This is a genomic window from Halanaerobaculum tunisiense (genome assembly GCF_054657635.1).
Genome location: NZ_BAAHYI010000018.1, coordinates 1 through 19,445 on the forward strand (window position 1 = coordinate 1; position 19,445 = coordinate 19,445).

19 protein-coding genes, 1 tRNA gene and 1 other annotated feature are annotated in these 19,445 nt (G+C 35.7%); all 20 genes read left to right on the forward strand.

What is annotated here, in order from left to right:
• The first annotated feature begins 148 nt into the window (after positions 1-148).
• The 20 genes from ACYQ3D_RS12195 to ACYQ3D_RS12290 all read left to right on the forward strand — a co-directional run bounded on the left by ACYQ3D_RS12195 (position 149) and on the right by ACYQ3D_RS12290 (position 19,378).
• On the forward strand, positions 149-610 hold the full coding sequence (locus ACYQ3D_RS12195; RefSeq protein WP_459838664.1) for a CtsR family transcriptional regulator: 462 nt from the start codon (positions 149-151) through the stop codon (positions 608-610).
• A 1-nt stretch (position 611) separates the two neighbouring features.
• Positions 612-1,115 (forward strand): UvrB/UvrC motif-containing protein, encoded by a 504-nt coding sequence (locus ACYQ3D_RS12200; protein WP_459838666.1) that lies wholly within the window; start codon positions 612-614, stop codon positions 1,113-1,115.
• Positions 1,116-1,125: 10 nt separating this feature from the next.
• On the forward strand, positions 1,126-2,160 hold the full coding sequence (locus ACYQ3D_RS12205) for a protein arginine kinase (RefSeq protein WP_459838670.1): 1,035 nt from the start codon (positions 1,126-1,128) through the stop codon (positions 2,158-2,160).
• Positions 2,161-2,162: 2 nt separating this feature from the next.
• Positions 2,163-4,601 carry an ATP-dependent Clp protease ATP-binding subunit gene (locus tag ACYQ3D_RS12210; protein ID WP_459838672.1) on the forward strand — a complete coding sequence of 813 codons (2,439 nt, stop codon included), beginning with the start codon at positions 2,163-2,165 and terminating at the stop codon, positions 4,599-4,601.
• A gap of 124 nt (positions 4,602-4,725) precedes the next feature.
• On the forward strand, positions 4,726-6,087 hold the full coding sequence (gene radA / locus ACYQ3D_RS12215; RefSeq protein ID WP_459838674.1) for a DNA repair protein RadA: 1,362 nt from the start codon (positions 4,726-4,728) through the stop codon (positions 6,085-6,087).
• Positions 6,088-6,098: 11 nt separating this feature from the next.
• Positions 6,099-7,202, forward strand: a complete 1,104-nt coding sequence (gene disA, locus ACYQ3D_RS12220) for a DNA integrity scanning diadenylate cyclase DisA (RefSeq protein ID WP_459838675.1) — start codon at positions 6,099-6,101, stop codon at positions 7,200-7,202.
• A 75-nt stretch (positions 7,203-7,277) separates the two neighbouring features.
• On the forward strand, positions 7,278-7,778 hold the full coding sequence (locus tag ACYQ3D_RS12225; RefSeq protein ID WP_459838678.1) for a CarD family transcriptional regulator: 501 nt from the start codon (positions 7,278-7,280) through the stop codon (positions 7,776-7,778).
• 68 nt (positions 7,779-7,846) lie between these two features.
• Positions 7,847-8,938 (forward strand): PIN/TRAM domain-containing protein, encoded by a 1,092-nt coding sequence (locus tag ACYQ3D_RS12230; protein ID WP_459838681.1) that lies wholly within the window; start codon positions 7,847-7,849, stop codon positions 8,936-8,938.
• A 33-nt stretch (positions 8,939-8,971) separates the two neighbouring features.
• On the forward strand, positions 8,972-9,661 hold the full coding sequence (ispD, locus tag ACYQ3D_RS12235) for a 2-C-methyl-D-erythritol 4-phosphate cytidylyltransferase (protein WP_459838683.1): 690 nt from the start codon (positions 8,972-8,974) through the stop codon (positions 9,659-9,661).
• Positions 9,658-10,131, forward strand: coding sequence for a 2-C-methyl-D-erythritol 2,4-cyclodiphosphate synthase (gene ispF, locus ACYQ3D_RS12240; RefSeq protein ID WP_459838685.1), 474 nt, complete (start codon positions 9,658-9,660; stop codon positions 10,129-10,131). Before ispD ends, ispF begins: the two co-directional genes overlap by 4 nt.
• Before the next feature lie 17 nt (positions 10,132-10,148).
• The gene (locus ACYQ3D_RS12245) at positions 10,149-10,919 is read left to right on the forward strand and encodes a HutP family protein (protein WP_459838687.1); all 771 of its coding nucleotides are present in this window, start codon (positions 10,149-10,151) and stop codon (positions 10,917-10,919) included.
• A gap of 376 nt (positions 10,920-11,295) precedes the next feature.
• Positions 11,296-12,750, forward strand: coding sequence for a glutamate--tRNA ligase (gene gltX, locus ACYQ3D_RS12250; RefSeq protein ID WP_459838689.1), 1,455 nt, complete (start codon positions 11,296-11,298; stop codon positions 12,748-12,750).
• Positions 12,751-12,756: 6 nt separating this feature from the next.
• Positions 12,757-12,990, forward strand: a binding site (T-box leader).
• Positions 12,991-13,161: 171 nt separating this feature from the next.
• The gene (cysE, locus tag ACYQ3D_RS12255; RefSeq protein ID WP_459838692.1) at positions 13,162-13,821 is read left to right on the forward strand and encodes a serine O-acetyltransferase; all 660 of its coding nucleotides are present in this window, start codon (positions 13,162-13,164) and stop codon (positions 13,819-13,821) included.
• A 1-nt stretch (position 13,822) separates the two neighbouring features.
• Positions 13,823-15,256 carry a cysteine--tRNA ligase gene (gene cysS, locus ACYQ3D_RS12260; protein WP_459838694.1) on the forward strand — a complete coding sequence of 478 codons (1,434 nt, stop codon included), beginning with the start codon at positions 13,823-13,825 and terminating at the stop codon, positions 15,254-15,256.
• 9 nt (positions 15,257-15,265) lie between these two features.
• The gene (locus ACYQ3D_RS12265; protein WP_459838696.1) at positions 15,266-15,676 is read left to right on the forward strand and encodes a Mini-ribonuclease 3; all 411 of its coding nucleotides are present in this window, start codon (positions 15,266-15,268) and stop codon (positions 15,674-15,676) included.
• A 42-nt stretch (positions 15,677-15,718) separates the two neighbouring features.
• Positions 15,719-17,041 carry an FAD-dependent thymidylate synthase gene (locus ACYQ3D_RS12270; protein WP_459838698.1) on the forward strand — a complete coding sequence of 441 codons (1,323 nt, stop codon included), beginning with the start codon at positions 15,719-15,721 and terminating at the stop codon, positions 17,039-17,041.
• A 161-nt stretch (positions 17,042-17,202) separates the two neighbouring features.
• Positions 17,203-17,949: a 23S rRNA (guanosine(2251)-2'-O)-methyltransferase RlmB gene (rlmB, locus tag ACYQ3D_RS12275; protein ID WP_459838700.1), complete on the forward strand. Its 747-nt coding sequence runs from the start codon at positions 17,203-17,205 to the stop codon at positions 17,947-17,949.
• A gap of 249 nt (positions 17,950-18,198) precedes the next feature.
• Positions 18,199-18,369 (forward strand): G5 domain-containing protein, encoded by a 171-nt coding sequence (locus ACYQ3D_RS12280; protein ID WP_459838731.1) that lies wholly within the window; start codon positions 18,199-18,201, stop codon positions 18,367-18,369.
• 108 nt (positions 18,370-18,477) lie between these two features.
• Entirely contained in the window at positions 18,478-19,125 is a 648-nt protein-coding gene (gene sigH / locus ACYQ3D_RS12285) for an RNA polymerase sporulation sigma factor SigH (RefSeq protein WP_459838703.1), read from the forward strand.
• Positions 19,126-19,302: 177 nt separating this feature from the next.
• A tRNA-Thr gene (locus ACYQ3D_RS12290) sits at positions 19,303-19,378 on the forward strand.
• Positions 19,379-19,445: the final 67 nt, after the last annotated feature.

Genomic DNA, 19,445 nt, shown 5'->3' on the forward strand with positions numbered 1-19,445 from the left:
TATATTTTTTAATTAATGATAAATAATAAAATAGGAGTTTAGTTTGAAATATATGTAATCGATATTATTATAGGGTTGAAATTTATCTTAAATTATAGTAAAATATAGTCAAAGTCAGAGATGATCAAATAATAGAGGAGAGAGATATATGAGTAGTTTATCTGATAAGATTGAAGATTATCTAAGAAAGTTATTAGCTGATCATTCAGTTATTAAAGTCTGTCGGAGTAATTTGGCACAAAATTTTGACTGTGCTCCCTCACAGATAAACTATGTTTTAGATACTAGATTTACTCAGGAAAAAGGATATGTAATAGATAGTCAACGAGGTGGAAATGGTTATATTAAGATTACTAAAGTAAAGTTAAATTCTCAAAAAGACTTAATTAATCATGTCTATAAACAAATAGGAGATAAGATCAACCAACAGACGGCCTTTAATATAATTGATAAACTAGATGAGACTAACTTGATAAGCTCTTACGAAAAAAACTTATTTAAAACAATTCTGCACAGGAGAACATTAAAATTGAATGTTAAGCAACGTGATTTAGTTAGAGCTAGACTACTAAAAGGAATCTTAAAGTCATTGATCAGAAAGGAGGAGTAATATGCTTTGTCAAGAGTGTCAAGATCAGGAAGCTAAATTACATGTGACTAAGATTATTAATGGAGAAAAGAAAGAATTATATTTATGTCAAGAGTGTGCACAAGAAGCAGGAGAATTGGATTTTGATTTCTCTTTTGATAACTTTTTATCTGGTTTATTAAATAATAAATTAAATTCACAACCTAAAATAGATTTAGGCCAGACAGATTTTAAGTGTGATGTATGTGGCTTACGTTATAGAGAATTTGCTCGGAAGGGAAGGTTAGGATGTAGTAGTTGTTATGATTCTTTTCGAGAGAAGTTAAGTAAGGTTATTAGACGGATTCATAGTAGCACTAAACATACTGGTAAGATTCCTAAGCGAGCTGGAGAAAAGGTTAGAATTAAGAGAAAAATTAAAAATCTAAGAGAAGAAATGGATCGAGTTGTAGAACAGGAAGAATTTGAACGGGCTGCTGATATAAGAGACGAAATTAAAAAGTTAGAAAGTGAATTGGAAGACTAGGAGGGGTAAAATGGATGATCAGTTTGTTAGCTATTGGATGGAACAGTCAGGTAACGAATCTGATATAGTTGTTAGTAGTAGAATTAGGTTAGCTCGAAATTTAGCTGATACACCTTTTACTGCTCAAGCTAGTAAGGAAGAATTGGATTCAATAGTCAATAAGGTAAGTGATTTGGTAAAAGATAATAATCAGTTTGACTTAAAGTTACTTTCTTTAGCTACTATGCCAAAAAATAAAAGAAATATGTTAGTCGAACGACATTTGATTAGTCCTGAACAGGCTCATAATGGCCAACATAAATTAGTAGCACTGTCTGCAGACGAGACTATTAGTTTAATGGTCAATGAAGAAGACCATATTAGACTTCAAGTGCTACTGCCAGGATTGGAGTTAGATGATGGATGGAATATAGCTGAAGAGCTAGATGATTATTTAGAAAAGAACTTAGATATTGCTTTTGATGAACAATATGGTTATCTAACGGCTTGTCCTACTAATGTAGGAACTGGTTTAAGAGCTTCAGTCATGGTTCATTTACCTGCGTTAAGTATCTTAGATAGGGTTAAGAATTTAATAGGGGCAATTTCAAAGTTAGGTTTGGCAGTGCGAGGCTTGTATGGAGAAGGAACGGATACAATAGGTAATTTATATCAAATTTCTAACCAAGTAACTTTAGGTCAATCAGAAGATGATATAATCTCTAATTTGTTGGAAGTTACCCAACAGATTATTGATAAAGAAAAAAATGCTCGTAAAATACTTTTACAAGAGGAAGAGATTAATCTCAAGGATATGGTATCTCGGGCTTATGGAACTTTAAAGCATGCTTATAGTATTTCTATCAAGGAAGCATTGGATTTGATCTCTAATGTAAGATTAGGAGTCGATTTAGGAATACTAGATGATATAGATCCTACTTTGTTGACTCAATTAATGATTGTAATTCGACCTGCTACTTTACAAGATATCACAGGGGCAGAAGAAATAACAGATTATGATGCAACTAGAGCTGAGCTGATTAGAAATAAATTAAGGGGGGAATAAGGATGTTATTTGGTAGATTTACTGAACGAGCTAAAAAAGTAATGTCTCTCTCTCAACAAGAAGCGCAAAGGTTAGGCCATAATTATGTAGGAACTGAGCATTTATTGCTCGGATTACTTAAAGAAGAAGAAGGAGTTGCTGCTAAAACACTACAGGAAAATGGATTGGAAATAGATGATTTAAGAAATAAGGTTACAGAAATTATTGGTGAGCCTCAAGGAGGCATTCAGGTTAATAAACTTTCTTTTACTCCTAGAACTAAAAAAGTACTAAATTTATCTTTAGAAGAAGCAAGGAGATTAGGTCATAATTATGTAGGAACTGAACACTTGTTATTAGGATTACTTAAAGAAGGGGAAGGAGTTGCTGCTCGGATACTTAAAGAAGAAGGAATGGACTTTACTAAGATTAAAAAGCAGGTGATTAATATGTTAGGAGGTTCTAAAAAATCCGGCAAATATAATAAATTTGGTAGAGGTAAAAGATCTAATAATGATAAACTAGAACAGTTTAGTCGGGACTTAACTGAATTAGCTGAAGAAGGTAAATTAGATCCTGTCATTGGTCGGGAGCAGGAGATAAAGCGAGTTATTCAGATACTAAGTAGAAGAAAGAAAAATAATCCCGTGTTGATAGGAGAGCCAGGAGTAGGTAAGACAGCTATTGCTGAAGGATTAGCTCAGCGAATTGCTGATGGAGAAGTACCAGAACAGTTAGCAGATAAAAAGATTTTAGCCTTAGATTTGAGTTCAATGTTAGCTGGATCGAAGTATAGAGGTGAATTCGAAAAACGTTTAAAAGCTATGATGAGAGAAGTCAGAGAATCAGGGAATGTTATTTTATTTATTGATGAACTCCATAATTTAGTAGGAGCTGGTGGAGCTGAAGGTGCTATTGATGCTGCTAATATCTTAAAACCTGCTTTAGCTCGGGGAGAGTTACAGACGATTGGAGCGACTACTCTAGATGAGTATCGAAAACATATTGAAGAAGATGCAGCTTTAGAGCGTAGATTCCAGTCTATTTTAGTAGAGGAGCCAACTACAGAGAATACAATCAAGATTTTAGAGGGGTTACGAGATGTCTATGAAGCCCATCATAAGGTAAAGATTACAGATGAAGCTATTTCTGCTGCTGCTGAGTTATCTCATCGCTATATTAATGATCGATTTTTACCTGATAAAGCAATTGATTTAGTTGATGAGGCAGGGTCTCAAGCTAGATTGCAAAAAAATACTGCTCCTAATGAAGTTAAAGAGTTAAGTAAAGAACTAGAAAAAGTAGAGCAGGAAAAGGAAGCAGCTATTGAAGCCCAGGAGTTTGAAGAAGCAGCTAATTTAAGAGATAGAGAACAGGAGATCAAAGATGAGTTGGAGACAATAAAGACGGAATGGAAAAATGAAAAGGGCATGAATGAAACAGTTATTACTAAAGAAAGTATTGCTGAGATTGTTTCTGACTGGACTGGTATTCCAGTTACTAAGTTGGCCCAAGAAGAATCGCAACGTTTGCTGGGCTTAGAGGATGAATTACATGATCGAATTGTAGGTCAGAACGAGGCTGTTGAATCAGTTGCGCAAGCAATTAGAAGAGCTAGAGCAGGTCTTAAGGACCCTAAACGACCAATTGGTTCTTTTATCTTCTTAGGGCCAACTGGGGTAGGTAAGACAGAATTAGCTAGAACGCTAGCTGAATCGATGTTTGATGATGAAGAAGCTATGGTGCGGATTGATATGTCCGAGTATATGGAAAAACATACTGTTTCTAGATTAGTAGGAGCGCCTCCCGGATATGTAGGACACGAAGAAGGAGGGCAGCTAACCGAAAAGGTAAGACGCCGTCCTTATTCAGTAATCTTATTAGATGAGATTGAAAAAGCTCATCCAGAAGTTTTTAATATGTTATTACAAGTTTTAGAGGATGGACAATTAACTGATGTTCAGGGGAGAACAGTTGATTTTAGAAATACAGTTATTATCATGACTTCTAATGTAGGAGCTAATCTAATCCAGAATTCTTCCGAAGGCGTTGGATTTAAGACTGACTTGGATGAAGATAGGGAATACCAAGATATGAAGGATAAGGTCAAAGGAAAACTAAAGGATACTTTTCGACCAGAGTTTTTAAATCGATTAGATGAAATTATTGTCTTCCATGCTTTATCAGAAGAGGAAATCACTCAAATAGTAGATTTAATGCTAGAAGATTTAGAAGACAGAATCACTGAACAGGAAATGGAGCTTGAGGTAACTGAAGCAGCCCAAGAAGTCATTGTTGAAGAAGGATATGATAAAGAATTTGGAGCCCGACCACTAAGAAGAGCAATTAGAAAATTAGTGGAGAATCCTTTATCAGAAAAATTATTAGCTGAAGACTTCACGGCTGGAGATACAATTAAAGTTGATGCTGTAGATAATGAATTAACTTTTAGTCAGGCATAGCTATTTAGTGGAAGCAGGGTTTAAGCCCTGCTTTTTTGTATAGTAATAATTACTACTAATTTGTAAAATGAATAAATAAATGTTATAATATAATTTAACATTTTAGATATAATTAGGTGATTGTATGCCCAAACAAAAGAAAAGATATATTTGTCAAGAATGTGGCTATCAAGCTTTAAAATGGAGTGGACAATGTTCTAATTGCCAAAGTTGGAATACACTAGAGGAAAAGATTATTAACCCTAAGGAAGAAAAAAAAGAAGAACGAGTAACTACTAGTGGAGAAGCTAAAAAAATTTCTCAGATTAAGACTAGAGTAGAGGATAGACTAAAGACTGGCTTTGGAGAATTGGATAGAGTGCTAGGTGGGGGAATTGTACCTGGATCATTAATTTTACTTGGGGGAGACCCTGGGATAGGAAAATCGACTTTATTATTACAGGCTGCTTATAGTTTAAGTGAAGAATATGATAAAGTATTATATATAACTGGTGAAGAATCAACCAGACAGGTTAGATTACGGGCTAACCGCTTAGAAACAATCGGTTCTAGTCTGTATATATTAGCGGAAACTAATATCTTAACTGTAACTAATAGTGTCCAGGAATTGGAGCCTGATTTAGTAGTTATTGATTCCATCCAGACAGTACATAATCCTAACTTGGATTCCGCTCCGGGAAGTGTTAGTCAAGTTAGAGAAGCCACTAATAGGTTAAGGAAGTTAGGTAAAGGACAAGGAATTCCTATTTTTGTAGTCGGTCATGTGACTAAACAAGGGACTATTGCTGGCCCTAAAGTTTTAGAGCATATGGTGGATACTGTATTGTATTTTGAAGGTGACCAGCATCGTAATTATAGACTGTTAAGAGCAGTTAAGAATAGATTTGGTTCGACTAATGAAGTAGGGATTTTTGAGATGAAGCAAAGTGGTTTAGTAGAAGTATTAAATCCTTCCCAAGCTTTTATTTCCGAGCGTCCAACTGATGTTTCAGGTTCGGTAATCATTCCTTGTTTAGAAGGTAGCAGACCAATTTTGATTGAGTTACAAGCTTTAGTTTCTTCAGCTAATTTTGGTACTCCTAGCCGGATGACTACTGGAATTGATCATAAACGAGTCTCTTTACTTTTAGCTGTATTAGAAAAAAGATTAGGTTTGCACTTGCAGAATCAAGATGTATATATTAATATTGCTGGTGGATTTCAGGTTGAAGAACCTGCTCTTGATTTGGGTGTGATGCTGGCTATTGTTTCTAGTTTTAGAGATTTATCTTTACGGGATAATTTAGCTGTAGTAGGGGAAGTAGGATTATCAGGAGAAATTAGAGCTATCAATCAGATCAAGAAAAGAATCACAGAAGCTAATAAATTAGGATTTAGTGAGTTTATTATTCCGGATAGTAATGCGCAAAATTTATCGTCATCAGTAGAGGGAGTAACTATCAATGGAGCTAGTAATGTAGAAGAAGCCTTAGATCTTATCTTATAGGAGGTGAATAAATGTCTGACCTTTATCAGGAATTCTCTGAAACCTTAAAGTTAATTGCTCCGGGAACTTCTTTTAGAGAAGGATTAGAGAATATCTTGCGCGCTAAGACAGGAGCCTTAATTGTAGTTGGTGATAGTGAAGAAGTATTAGGTACAGTTGATGGTGGGTTTAATATTAATGCTGAGATGACCCCTACTAGATTATATGAATTAGCTAAAATGGATGGGGCGATTGTTCTTAGTGAGAATGCAGAACAAATTTTATGTGCTAATACTCAGTTAGTACCAGATCCTTCTATATCTTCAGTGGAGACAGGAACTAGGCATCGTACAGCTGAGCGGATTGCTAAACAAATTGGCGAATTAGTAATATCTATCTCGCAACGTCGTGATGTAATTACCTTATATAAAAATGATAGTAAATATGTATTAGAAGATATTAGAGTTATTTTAGCTAAGGCAAATCAAGCGACTCAAACTTTAGAAAAGTACAGAAAAGTTTTGGATCAATCATTGACTAATTTAAGTGCTTTGGAGTTTGAGGATTTAGTTACAATTTCTGATGTAGCTACTGTTTTACAGCGAACAGAAATGGTACTGCGGATCCAACGAGAGATTGAGCGATATATTATTGAGTTAGGTAGTGAAGGACGGTTGATTAAAATGCAGTTAGAAGAGCTAGTCTCCAATGTTAAAGAGGAAGGATTATTAATTATCAAAGACTACCAAGCTCAAGATGAAGAAGAGGAAGATGTAGAGGATCCTGAAGAAGAAATTGATGATTTAGAAGTTGTTTTTACTAAGATTTCCTCTTGTTCTTCTGATGAACTATTAAGCTTATCTACAATAAGTAAGTATTTAGGCTATGGAGGAAATATGAATGCTTTAGACTTGTCTATTTCACCCCGGGGTTATAGATTACTACGGAAGATTCCGCGTTTGCCAATGAGAGTAATTAAAAATTTAGTTGCTTCTTTTGGCAGTTTTCAAGAAATTTTAAATGCTTCTATTGAAGAGTTAAATGATGTGGATGGTGTAGGAGAGGTAAGAGCACAAGCTATTAAAGAAGGTCTGAAAAGATTACGTGATCAGGTTTTATTGGATCGGCACATGTAATATATATATTGACATTAAACGAATCATATGGTATAATTTTGAAATATAATTATGTATTGAATGGAGGGTAAATTAATGTTTGAAATTGGAGATGAAATTGTTTATCCTAATCACGGGGCAGGAACTATTATTGATGTAGAAGAAAAAGAAATTTTAGGTGAAACTAAGCGTTATTATATTATGGAATTACCTATTGGAGAAATGAAAGTAATGATTCCTAGAGATAATGTTCAGGAAGTTGGATTAAGAAATATAATAGATGAAGAAATAGTACCTAAGGTCTATCAAGTTTTAGCAGGGGATCAAAGTGAGATGTCGCAAAACTGGAATAGACGTTATAGAGCTAATTCAGAAAAAATTAAAACAGGAGATATATTTGAAGTAGCTGAAGTAGTTAGAAACTTGACTATTCGGGATATTGTTAAAGGTTTATCGACAGGAGAAAAGAAGATGTTGAGTAATTCACGACAAATTTTAGTTAGTGAGTTAGTGCTAGCTGAAGATAAGACCCAGGAGGAAGTGGAAGAAAAAATTGAATCAATCTTTGCTGAACAGGACTTTCCTGAAGAGGAATAACGTCAGGGTCAAGTCAGCCTGACGTTTTATCATTAGTCAATTAAAAAAATGTAAAGGAGGTGAGACTAATGAGGAATAAAGTAGGGCAGTTTATTTTTTTATTAGTAGGTATGTTACTAGGTTATCAAACAGTTGTTGAACTAGGATTAGCTGAAGAATTAAGCTGGGAATTAGGAAGTATAATTACTAATAATCTAGTGTATGGTCTAGTAGGTGGTGGACTAGTAGGATTTATAATTTTACCTATTATATTTAAGCAGTTGAAGAAGATATTTTGTAAGTTTCGTGATCAATTAGCTGCAGTACCGGGGAAGGATATTTTAGCAGGTATTGTAGGGTTAGTGATTGGTTTAGGGTTAGGAATATTGTTAGTGATGGCTTTTTCTCTATCTTCTATTCCTCACTTTGGATTAATAATCCAGCTACTAATTAATGGTGGATTAGGTTATTTAGGTTGGAATTTAGGGATCCAAAAGCGAGAAGAACTGGTAGGAGATTTATTTCAGTCTAATAATAAGTTAGTAACAAAAGAAACTGATGAAGAAGAAGTTAGTTATAAGATATTAGATACTAGTGTGATTATTGATGGTAGAATAGCTGATATTTGCCAAACTGATTTTATAGAAGGAGTTTTAATAGTACCTGGATTTGTGCTAGAAGAATTACAGCATATTGCTGATTCATCAAACTTACTAAAACGGAATCGAGGTCGCCGAGGATTGGATATTCTGAAGAAGATGCAGAATGAGATAGATATTCCAGTCCAAATTTATGATTATGACTTTGAGGAGATTGAGGAAGTAGATAGTAAATTAGTTAAATTAGCCCAAGTGTTAGATGGTAAGGTAATTACTAATGATTATAATTTAAATAAGGTAGCCGAATTACAAGGGGTTCCAGTATTAAATATAAATAGATTAGCTAATGCAGTTAAGCCGGTTGTATTGCCTGGAGAAGAAATGGAAGTTAAGATTATTAAAGATGGAGAAGAACCTGGACAAGGTGTCGGTTATTTAGATGATGGTACAATGGTAGTAGTTGATGAAGGAAAAGACCATATTGGAGAGCAGTTAGAAGTGTTAGTGACTAGTGTACTCCAGACTGCTGCTGGAAGAATGATTTTTGCTAAGCCTAAATTTAGTGCTGAACAAGCTTTATAGTGGGGATTTTATTTACTATTGGAGGCGTTAGCGATGAAAATAAGTGTTGTTATTCCTGCTGCTGGTCAAGGTAAGCGGATGAGAGTTGAAACTAATAAACAATTTTTATTATTAAAGGAAAAGCCTATTTTAGCTCATACAATTAGTAAGTTCCAAGCAGTTGATTTAGTAGACGAGATAATAGTAGTAGGTCAGGAAGAAGAAATTAATTATTGTCAGACAGAGGTAATTGATAAATATAATTTAAGTAAAGTTAATCAGGTGGTAACTGGCGGTGCTACTAGACAGGAGTCGGTTTATAATGGATTACAAGCAGTTAGTGCAGATAGTAATTTTGTGTTAATCCATGATGGAGCGCGTCCGTTATTGACAACAGAATTAATAGGGAATATAATTACAGAGGTTACTGAGTACCAAGCTGTGTTAGCAGGGGTGGCAGTGAAGAATACAATCAAGGTTGTCCAAGATGAAATGGTAGTTAATACTCCTGATCGATCTCGATTGGTTGCTGTTCAGACTCCTCAGGCTTTTACTTATGATCTAGTTCTAGAAGCTTATGAGCAAGCTATTGCTGATGGAGTAGTGGGTACTGATAGTTCTAGTCTAGTAGAACGGTTGGATAAACAAGTTAAGGTAGTCCGTGGTTCTTATGAGAACCTAAAAGTTACTACACCTGAGGATCTAGAATTTGCGGAAAAGATTTTAGCAAGGAAGCAATCATGAGAGTAGGAATCGGTTCTGATGTTCATGCTCTAGAGCCAGAGGAAGAGTTGGTACTAGCTGGGGTACAGATAGATTATCAATTGGGTTTAGTAGGACATTCAGATGCTGATGTTGTGTTACATGCAATTATGGATGCTTTATTAGGGGCTATCGGAGCAGGAGATATTGGTCGTCACTTTCCTGCTACTGATCCCCAGTATAAAGGTATTTCTAGTTTATTATTACTAGAGGAAGTAGTTAGAATAGTAGCTGATCAGGATTATCAGGTTAATAACTTAGATGTAGTAATTAAGGCCGAACAACCTAAATTAGCTCCTTATCTGACTCAGATGGAAGATAAGTTGGCTCAGGTATTGGAAGTTGATAATACTAGAATAAATATTAAAGCTACAACTACAGAAGGATTAGGTTTTGTAGGACGCCAGGAAGGAATTGCTAGTCAAGCAATAGTTAGTTTAAATAATTTTTAGCAAGGAGGCAGCAATTAATGTTAGTAGATAAAATAATGACTGAAGAAGTTGTAACTGTTACTCCTGAGACAACTGTTGAGGAAGCAGAACGACTAATGGATGTTAATAATATTGGTCGGTTGTTGGTCATGGATGGGCCAGAGTTACTAGGGATTATTACTGATGGAGATTTAGTCCAACATCATGATTTAAGTACTGTTGTCCAGGAATTAATGGAGACAGATTTGATTACTATATATAGTAATGAACCTATTCAGAAGGCAGCTCAGATTTTATCTGACCATCAAATTGGTGGGGTTCCTGTCTTGGATACTAATGATCAATTAGCGGGGATTGTTACAGCAGAAGATATTGTCTCTGGTTATGTCAAGGAAGAAAAGGTAGAGAAGTTATCACCGGAGAGTTCCGCTATTTATCTAGCTATGACTCGTAGTAGAGAATACGAGGATTATTGGTTGGATAAAATCAGAGGTTATGGTTATCAGGTAGCTATTACCCAAACAGGGGCCAATGCTGAAAATTTACCGATTAAATTACGAGAAAGCACTACTGTAGCGGCTATTGCTCGCGGAGTAATTGAGGAAACTCTGCGGGAGAAAATAGCAGTCTCTAATGCTGTTAAAGATGCCTATAACCAACTTAATTTAGTGAATCCTGGTTTAGGTGGGGGATTTAAAGTTGCTATTGTTAGAGGCCTAGGCAGAATAGCTGTTACGGTATTTGGGAAGTTTGGTCATGCTTTAGTTGATGGCCCAGATCAATTAGCTGTAGGAGTTAATGTTGTATAGATCAATTAATGTGTCACCTGTGGTGACACAGTCGTCAGCAGATTTATCATGGAGCGGTCGTGAGACCCGAAAGATCTGCTATGAGCTATCAGCCAATTCAAAACCTTTAAAACTACTATTTTTTAAGAGCTAAACTGTGTTTATGGTTTTGAATTTGACTTCCTACGAGTCCTTTGGACTCTTCGTGAAGATCCCTGCAAGTTTCAACAGAAACTTTTCGTATAGGTCTAGAAAACAGACCTTCCGTAATAAAAACCATTTACTGATAGCAGATAACTGTGGCACGAAAGTGCCACTCTATATCAATCTAATTTGAATTTAATCAGCTAATAGTCTATAATATAACTTGCTAATAGAAGATAGAAAGGGGAATATTATGAGTGAGGTTAGAGTAAGATTTGCTCCTAGTCCAACAGGGCAAATACATATTGGAAATATCAGAACTGCACTATTTAATTATTTATTTGCTAAAAAAACAGATGGAACATTTATTCTTAGAATTGAAGATACTGATAGAGAACGCTCTACTGCTGAATTTGAAGAAGTAATTCATCAGGAGATGGAATGGTTAGGTTTAGATTGGGATGAAGGAGCTGATGTTGGAGGTGACTTTGGCCCTTACCGTCAGATGGAGCGGTTAGATATTTACGAAGAATATATTCAAGAGCTATTAGATAAGGATTTAGCTTATCGTTGCTATTGTACCCCCGAAGAATTAGAGGAAATGAGAGAAGAACAACGTAAGAATGATCAACCGCCTCGTTATACTGGTAAGTGTCGTGATTTAACTGCAGCTGAAAGAGAAGAATTAGAAGCTGAAGGTAGAGAACCAGTGATTAGAGTTAAAAGTCCTCTCCAAGAGGAAGAAATTATAGTGGAGGATTTAGTTCATGGTACTGTCTCCTTTAGTAGTGATGTAATTGATGATTTTGTAATTGCTAAATCAGATGGGATTCCTACTTATAACTTTGCGGTAGTAGTTGATGATCACTTGATGGAGATTAGTCATGTTATTCGGGGCGAAGATCATCTGTCTAATACTCCTAAGCAGCAGTTATTATATGACGCTTTCGGTTGGGAATCACCTGAGTTTGCTCACTTACCAATGATCTTAGGGTCAGATCGTTCTAAGTTAAGTAAACGTAGTGGAGAAGCTTATGTTTATGTTAGTGAATACCGCGAAAAAGGTTATTTACCTGAGGCACTAGTTAATTTCTTATCTCTATTAGGTTGGTCACCTGGTGATGAAGAAGAAATTCTAAGCAAACAAGAAATTATAGATAAGTTTTCTCTAGAGCGAGTTAATGATAGCTCTGCTGTCTTTGATGTAGAAAAGTTAGACTGGATGAATGGTGTTTATATCAGAGAATTGGAAGTGGATCAGTTAGTTGATTTAGCTAAACCTTACTTAGAGGAAGAATATGATTTAACAGCTAAATCAGAGGACTGGATTAGATTGTTAGTAGCTACTGTCCAGGAATCACTGGATTATGTAGCTCAGATTACTGATGAGGTAGCAGTCTTCTTTAGTGATTTAGAATATGAGGACCAAGAAGAGGCTATTGCAACCTTCCAAGAGGAAGATGTTGACTTAGTGCTAGAGACATTAAAGGAAGAAGCTGAGCAACTTGATTCCTTTAAGAAACAGGAAGTTAGAGATATGATGAATCAAGTGCTTGCTGAGTTACCAGTGGGTGGGAGATTATTCTTCCATCCAACTCGGATTGCTCTAACAGGCCAGACTTCTGGTCCAGCTTTATATGATGTAGCTGCCCTATTAGGTCAAGAAGAAACAATTAAGAGATTGGAGCAAGCTTTAGCTTTAATTTAATCTAGGTTAGAGGCTAGGAAGGGAATAAGTAAATTAGTTATCTTTTGTTCCAGAGAATAAGACCTAAGGCTGTAAGTCTTATCAAAAGTAGCTAATTGAATGCTTTCTGGAGCTAAATAACTGAAATAAGTAGTAGGTTATTTCGTTTAGCTAGCGTTAATAGTTACTAGCGAGTTATGCTCAGTAAGTTGATTTAGTATAACTAAGCAGGGTGGTACCGCGGATCTTTTCGCCTCTGTAATAGGGGTGGGAAGATCCGTTTTTGTTATTAGAATTTCAGTGACAAGTGATCAATAACGAGTAACCAGTATTTGTTATGAAGTGTTGATCTAGGGAATAAGATTTAATTAGGTTTATATCTGATCTCAGTTATAATTTTTAATTATAGGTTTTACTGAGGAGGTGAAAGTGATGTTTGCTTTTATAAAGCAGATTAAGCAGGATATAGAGGTTATTTTTAGTCGTGATCCAGCAGCTAATAGTTTATTAGAGGTAGTTCTGACTTATTCTGGCTTACATGCAATTCTTGCTCATAGATTAGCTCATCGATTATTTAAGTTAGGTTTACCTGTTATTCCGCGAATCATCTCTCAGGTTAGTCGTTTCTTAACTGGAATTGAGATTCATCCTGGAGCTAAAATTGGCCCTGGTTTCTTTATTGATCACGGGATGGGTGTTGTAATTGGCGAGACAGCAGAGATAGGAGCTGATGTAACTTTATACCAAGGGGTCACCCTAGGGGGTACAGGTAAAGAAACAGGTAAGCGCCACCCAACTATTGGTGATAATGTAATGATCAGTGCTGGGGCTAGGGTATTAGGTTCGATTGAGATTGGAGATAATGCTAAAGTAGGAGCGGGAGCAGTTGTTTTAGAAGATGTTCCTACTAATTGTACAGTTGTAGGAATTCCTGGTCGAGTTGTAGTTAGGGATGGTGAAAAAGTAGCAGATGGGACAGTAGATTTAGAGCATGGTAATCTCCCTGATCCTGTTCAGGAGATGTTAACTTGTATGAATCAGAGAATAAAGGCTTTAGAAAAGATAAATAATAAACAGGAAGGAAGTGATTAAAATGGCATTAAAAGTATACAATACTTTATCGGGTACAAAAGAAGAATTTCAGCCACGCGAGGAAGGCCAAGTTAAGATGTATTCTTGCGGGCCAACTGTCTATGATTATTTTCATATTGGGAATGCTCGTGCTTTTATTGTGCCTGATATTATTAAAAGGTACTTAGAGTATAAGGGTTATGAGGTGCAGCATGTTTTAAACTTTACAGATATTGATGATAAAATGATTAACCGAGCTAATGAAGAAGATATTACTATTGCTGAATTAGCCGAGAAGTTTATTGCGGCTTATTTTGCTGATACAGAAGCTTTAAATATTAAACAGGCTGATATTTATCCGCGAGCAACTGAGCATATTGAGGAGATGATTGATTTAGTCCAGCAACTAATAGATAAGGGATATGCTTACGAGCAAGATGGAGATGTTTATTTTAGAGTAACTGAGTTTGAAGATTATGGTAAGTTATCGAATACTAAAATAGAAGACTTACGAGCAGGAGATAGAATAGAAGTGAATCAGCAAAAAGAGGATCCCTTGGACTTTACTCTATGGAAGGCAAGTAAAGCAGAAGAACCAGCTTGGGATAGTCCTTGGGGGTCAGGTAGACCAGGTTGGCATATTGAATGTTCAGTGATGTCTACTAAATATTTAGGACCAGAGTTTGATATTCATACTGGAGGAGTGGATCTAACTTTCCCGCATCATGAGAATGAGATTGCTCAAAGCGAGGCTTGCTGTAACAGAGAAGTAGTTAAATACTGGATCCATAATGGTTATATTAATATTGATGGCGAAAAGATGTCAAAATCTCTAGGTAATTTCTTTACTACTCGCGAGATATTAGAGCAGTATCCAGCATCTGTAGTCCGCTTCTTTTTAATCTCTAAACACTATCGTAGTCCGATTAACTTTAGTGATCAAGCTTTAGAGGAAGCAGCTAAAGGATTAGAGCGACTGGAGAATACTGTAGATAAATTAGAGCATCTGTTAGCTCAAGAACTAGTAGCAGGTACTATGACGGGGGCTAAATTACGCCAGATCTGTCAGGCTAAAAAGGAAAAATTCATTGCTGCTATGGATGATGACTTTAATACTGCTCTAGCAGTAGGTACCTTACATGAATTAGCTAGCGAGATTAATCGGTTTGTCAATAGTGATCAGTTTGCCTTAACAAGTCAGGTCCAGGATGTTTTAGTAGTAGCTCATAATCTCTTTACAGAATTAGGCCAAGAAGTATTAGGAATTTTAACTAGTGATCAAGAAACTGAGCAGAATCAATTAGTTGGCCCCTTAGTAGAGTTATTATTGGAGTTAAGAGAGGACTTAAGAGTCCAAGAAGACTACCAGTTAGCTGATAAAGTACGAGATAAATTAACTGATATAGGAGTAGAGGTTAAGGATACACCGCAAGGACCAGAATGGAAGATAAGGTAGGTGATAGTAGTGTTTGCAGGATTAAATAATTTTCCTGATCGACCTAATTTGTTATCCCCAGCTAGTCTAGCTTATATAGGAGATAATGTTTTTGAATTATTTATTAGAACTTATCTTCTAGAAACAGGAGGTAAGCCAGGTCATTTGCACCAGCAAGCAATTGAGTATGTTAATGCTGAAGCTCAAGCTAAATTATTAGAGAAGTTACGGCCAGAGTTAACTACAGAAGAAGCAGCTATTGTACGCCGCGGTCGGAATGCGCAGACAAATGTACCTAGTGGAGTTGATCGGGCAGTTTATCAGTATAGTACTGCCTTTGAAGCTTTAGTTGGTTATTTGTATCTAGCTGAGGAAGAAGAACGGTTGTTAGAATTATTTACAGAGATTAAGAACTACTACCAAGCAGGGTTATTGGAATAGATTTGTAGTAATTTTAAATTGAATAAGGAGGAAGTGGCTAAGATGAGAATTACTAATTTTGAACAGACTGGCCTTGATCAAGTAAGATCATGGTTAGATAGGAATAATATTAAGCAGATAGAAGAAGATACTATTAAAGAAGCACTTCGTAGAGTTAATCTATCCTTTATAGCTGAGAAGATTACTAGACTCCAGAGTACTTTATTATGTGAACTAAAGGATTCTTATGTACAACAAAGCCAAAGGTATGTAACAATGAAAGAAACTGCCTATTCACTTCCCGAGCTGGCTCCTGAGGATTTACAGCAGGCTACAGACTTAATTGAGCAAGCTTTTGTTCTCTATAATAAAATGTCTGAGTTAAAATCAGAATCAGCCAAGAGACGACCTAAAGTTGCAGACTATAAACATGGAATCCCAATTGAAGATGCGCGGTATATACTACCTTTAGCTACTAAAACTAATATTTCGGTAGCTATGACAGGAGACAAGTTATATGATTTATTCTGTTTATTAACTGATCAACAATATGGTTCTATATTTAAAGAATTCAGAACTGCAATGGAAGAGCAGTTGCCGGCTTCTTTACTGAATCTGTTGCCTAAGAGCACTAGTAGTAGTGATTATGATCTAGTAGCTGATCTTTATCAGCAGGATTTTGCTAGCTTAACTCCAGAAGATAATATGATATTATTAAACTCTTTTACTAATTTGGATTTAAAGGTTGGTTTAGGAGCTGCTACAAGTACTTCGCCAGTAGTTCCTTCCCAAAAGTTAGCTGATTGGGGTGCCCAAGCTACTAGCAAAGCGCAAGGATTAACAGAAAGAGTCTTAGATTATGGCCATGAGAGTATTGCTGAACAAGCAAGAACTACCTTTGGAATGATGTGTAGTCTTGTTACCTATCACCAACAGATTCGACATCGTTTATCGGAAAACCATAGAGAAAGATTAGCTAATTTAATTTTAGAGCAAGATCGGGAGTTACTTGTACCACCAAGAATAGAAGAGTCAGATTTTAAAGCTGAGTTTTTAAAGCTGGCTAAGCAATTTAAAGACTTGCGATTAAAGATTTATCGGGAATACGGTTTAGATAAGGCATTACCTTTCTTGTTAAATTGTGATCAGATTAAGTTGGTTATCTCGACTAATGCTAGAATTGATCAAGAAATGTTAGCAGAGAGAATATGTAACAAAGCGCAGTGGGAGATTAGAGAGTTATCTACTAAGAAGTTATTACAGTTGCGAGATTTATCTTCTGTTTTGTATGAACAAGCTCTACCTTCTTGTATCCATGGGGCATGTAAAGAAGGTAAAATGACTTGTGGTCAGCAGGAACAAATGAGGGATCAGTTTTTAGGTTAGTTGTATGCTGTGTGTCATGAGCTATCAGCTGTCTGCTATAAACATAGAAATTATAGATTTTGAATTTAAAGGTTTTGATTTAGCTCATAGCCCACAGCCGACGACTCATAGCTGTGTTACTATAAGTGACATAAACTAATAAAAATAAGAGGTGATTAAGAATGGCACAAATTGAAGGCAGAAATCCAGTTATTGCAGCTCTAAAATCTGGTAGATTAGAGGAAATATTGATCTTAGAGACGGCCCAAGGACAAGTAATTGATACTATCTATGATTTAGCTGCTGAAAAGGGAGTTAAGATTAACGAGGTAACTAAGGATAAATTGAATCACCGAGCTAAATCCCATGCTCACCAAGGGGTGATTGCCTATGGACAGGCACTAGATTATTGGGACTTAGATGAGCTAGTCCAGTATGCCAAAGAGGAAGCTGTTACTAGTGAAGATAAGGAGGCTCCTTTGTTAGTCCTACTAGATGAAATTAAGGACCCTCATAATTTAGGAGCTATTTTACGGATTTGTGATGGAGCTGGGGTTGATGGAGTAATCATCCCTAAGCGGAGAGCAGTTGGGTTTACTCCAGTAGTAGCTAAAGCATCAGCTGGAGCAGTAGAAAATATACCAGTAGCTAAGGTAACTAACTTGGCCCGGAGTATAGAACAACTAAAGGAGCTAGGTTTTTGGATTGCTGGGGCAGATATGTCTGGTAGTAATTACTTTGAGAGTGATTTAACAGGAGCATTAGGTTTGGTGATTGGTAGTGAAGGATCTGGGATGAGAAGATTAGTCAAAGAAAAGTGTGACTTTTTAGTTAAGATGCCTATGCAAGGAGAGTTAGAATCTTTAAATGCTTCAGTAGCAACTGGAGTATTAGTTTATGATGCACTACGACAGCGGATTAAAGGTTAAAGATAAAGCAGGAAACTATAGTTAGTCTGTTGCTACTAATTGTTATAGCTTTGCTGGTACCTCAGACTACTGTATCTGGTTTTTCAAATTGGGCCAAGATCAGAAAATATAATGTAAAGGATATAATTGCTACTTATACTACTTAAATATAAAGTTAGGGACTGAAGAAATTGTTGGAGAGAAGGCCTCATTCTTAATCAGTAGATTATATACCTTAAACTTTAGAATCTGATACAATTGAAAAAATAGATTCTAGCCTACAGTCGGGGGGCTCGCAAGGTAGTTCAGTTCGGAAGAGCTGGGACTAAAGTTATAGTCAAAAGATTAGTATTTAACCAAGAAGATATAATTAAAGAGGAGATAATTTCTGAGAATATTTATTCTCCTGAACCTAAAATTATTAAGTATAATCAAGACTAATAAATAGAGGAAAAAGTTACAAACTATCCTTGCTTGACTATGCTAAATTATATAAGTTATAATGATGTTGTTCAGTCTTTAATATAGCAATAAAAGGTGGAGGAAATTATGCCGCAACCGATTTTATCCAGTAAAAAATATAGTGACTATCATGGCCTGACTGATGATCAAGTAGTACAGCAAGCTCAGCAAGGAAATAAAGTAGCTATAGAATATTTACTCAAGAAGTATCAGAATTTTGTTAAAGCTAAGTCTAATTCTTATTTTTTAGTAGGAGCAGGTCGGGATGATATTATTCAAGAAGGATTAATTGGTTTATATAAAGCAATTAAAGATTATGAGGTCCAGAGACAAGCTTCTTTTCGCTCTTTTGCTGAATTATGTATTACTCGGCAGATTATCACGGCTATTAAGACTGCTACTCGACAGAAACATCAACCTTTAAATTCCTATTCATCTTTAAATAAACCTGTTTTTAATCAAGAATCTGATCGAACTTTATTGGATATCTTAGAAAGTAGTGAACTTTATAATCCGGAACAGACTTTTATTACTAATCAGTCTTATGATTTTTTAGAAGAAAAGATTCAGGAAATATTAAGTGATTTGGAATTGGAAGTCTTAGAGGAATATTTAGAGGATAAAAGTTATCAGGAAATAGCTAATAATTTAGACCGGCGCGTTAAATCAGTGGATAATGCTTTACAACGGATTAAAAGTAAAGTTAGTGATTTATTAGAAGAACATAACTTTTAATGGGAACTAGAGAAAATAGGATGAAATTGGAGTTAAATAGATTATATAACAAATTATTTAAGTAAATAATTCAATTTGCTTCTTGACCTCTTTAGGCAAAAGATATATAATGTCGATGGTGTTGTAACTGACATTGATATTATATTTGTTGTCTAAAGAGAATTTTTCTTTGTTTTTGCCCACATAGCTCAGGTGGTAGAGCGCATCCATGGTAAGGATGAGGTCACCGGTTCAACTCCGGTTGTGGGCTCCAATTAAAATTAGATTTCTTGTTTACATACTAAAACTGGTGATCTCAGATCACCTTTAAGTTATATTTA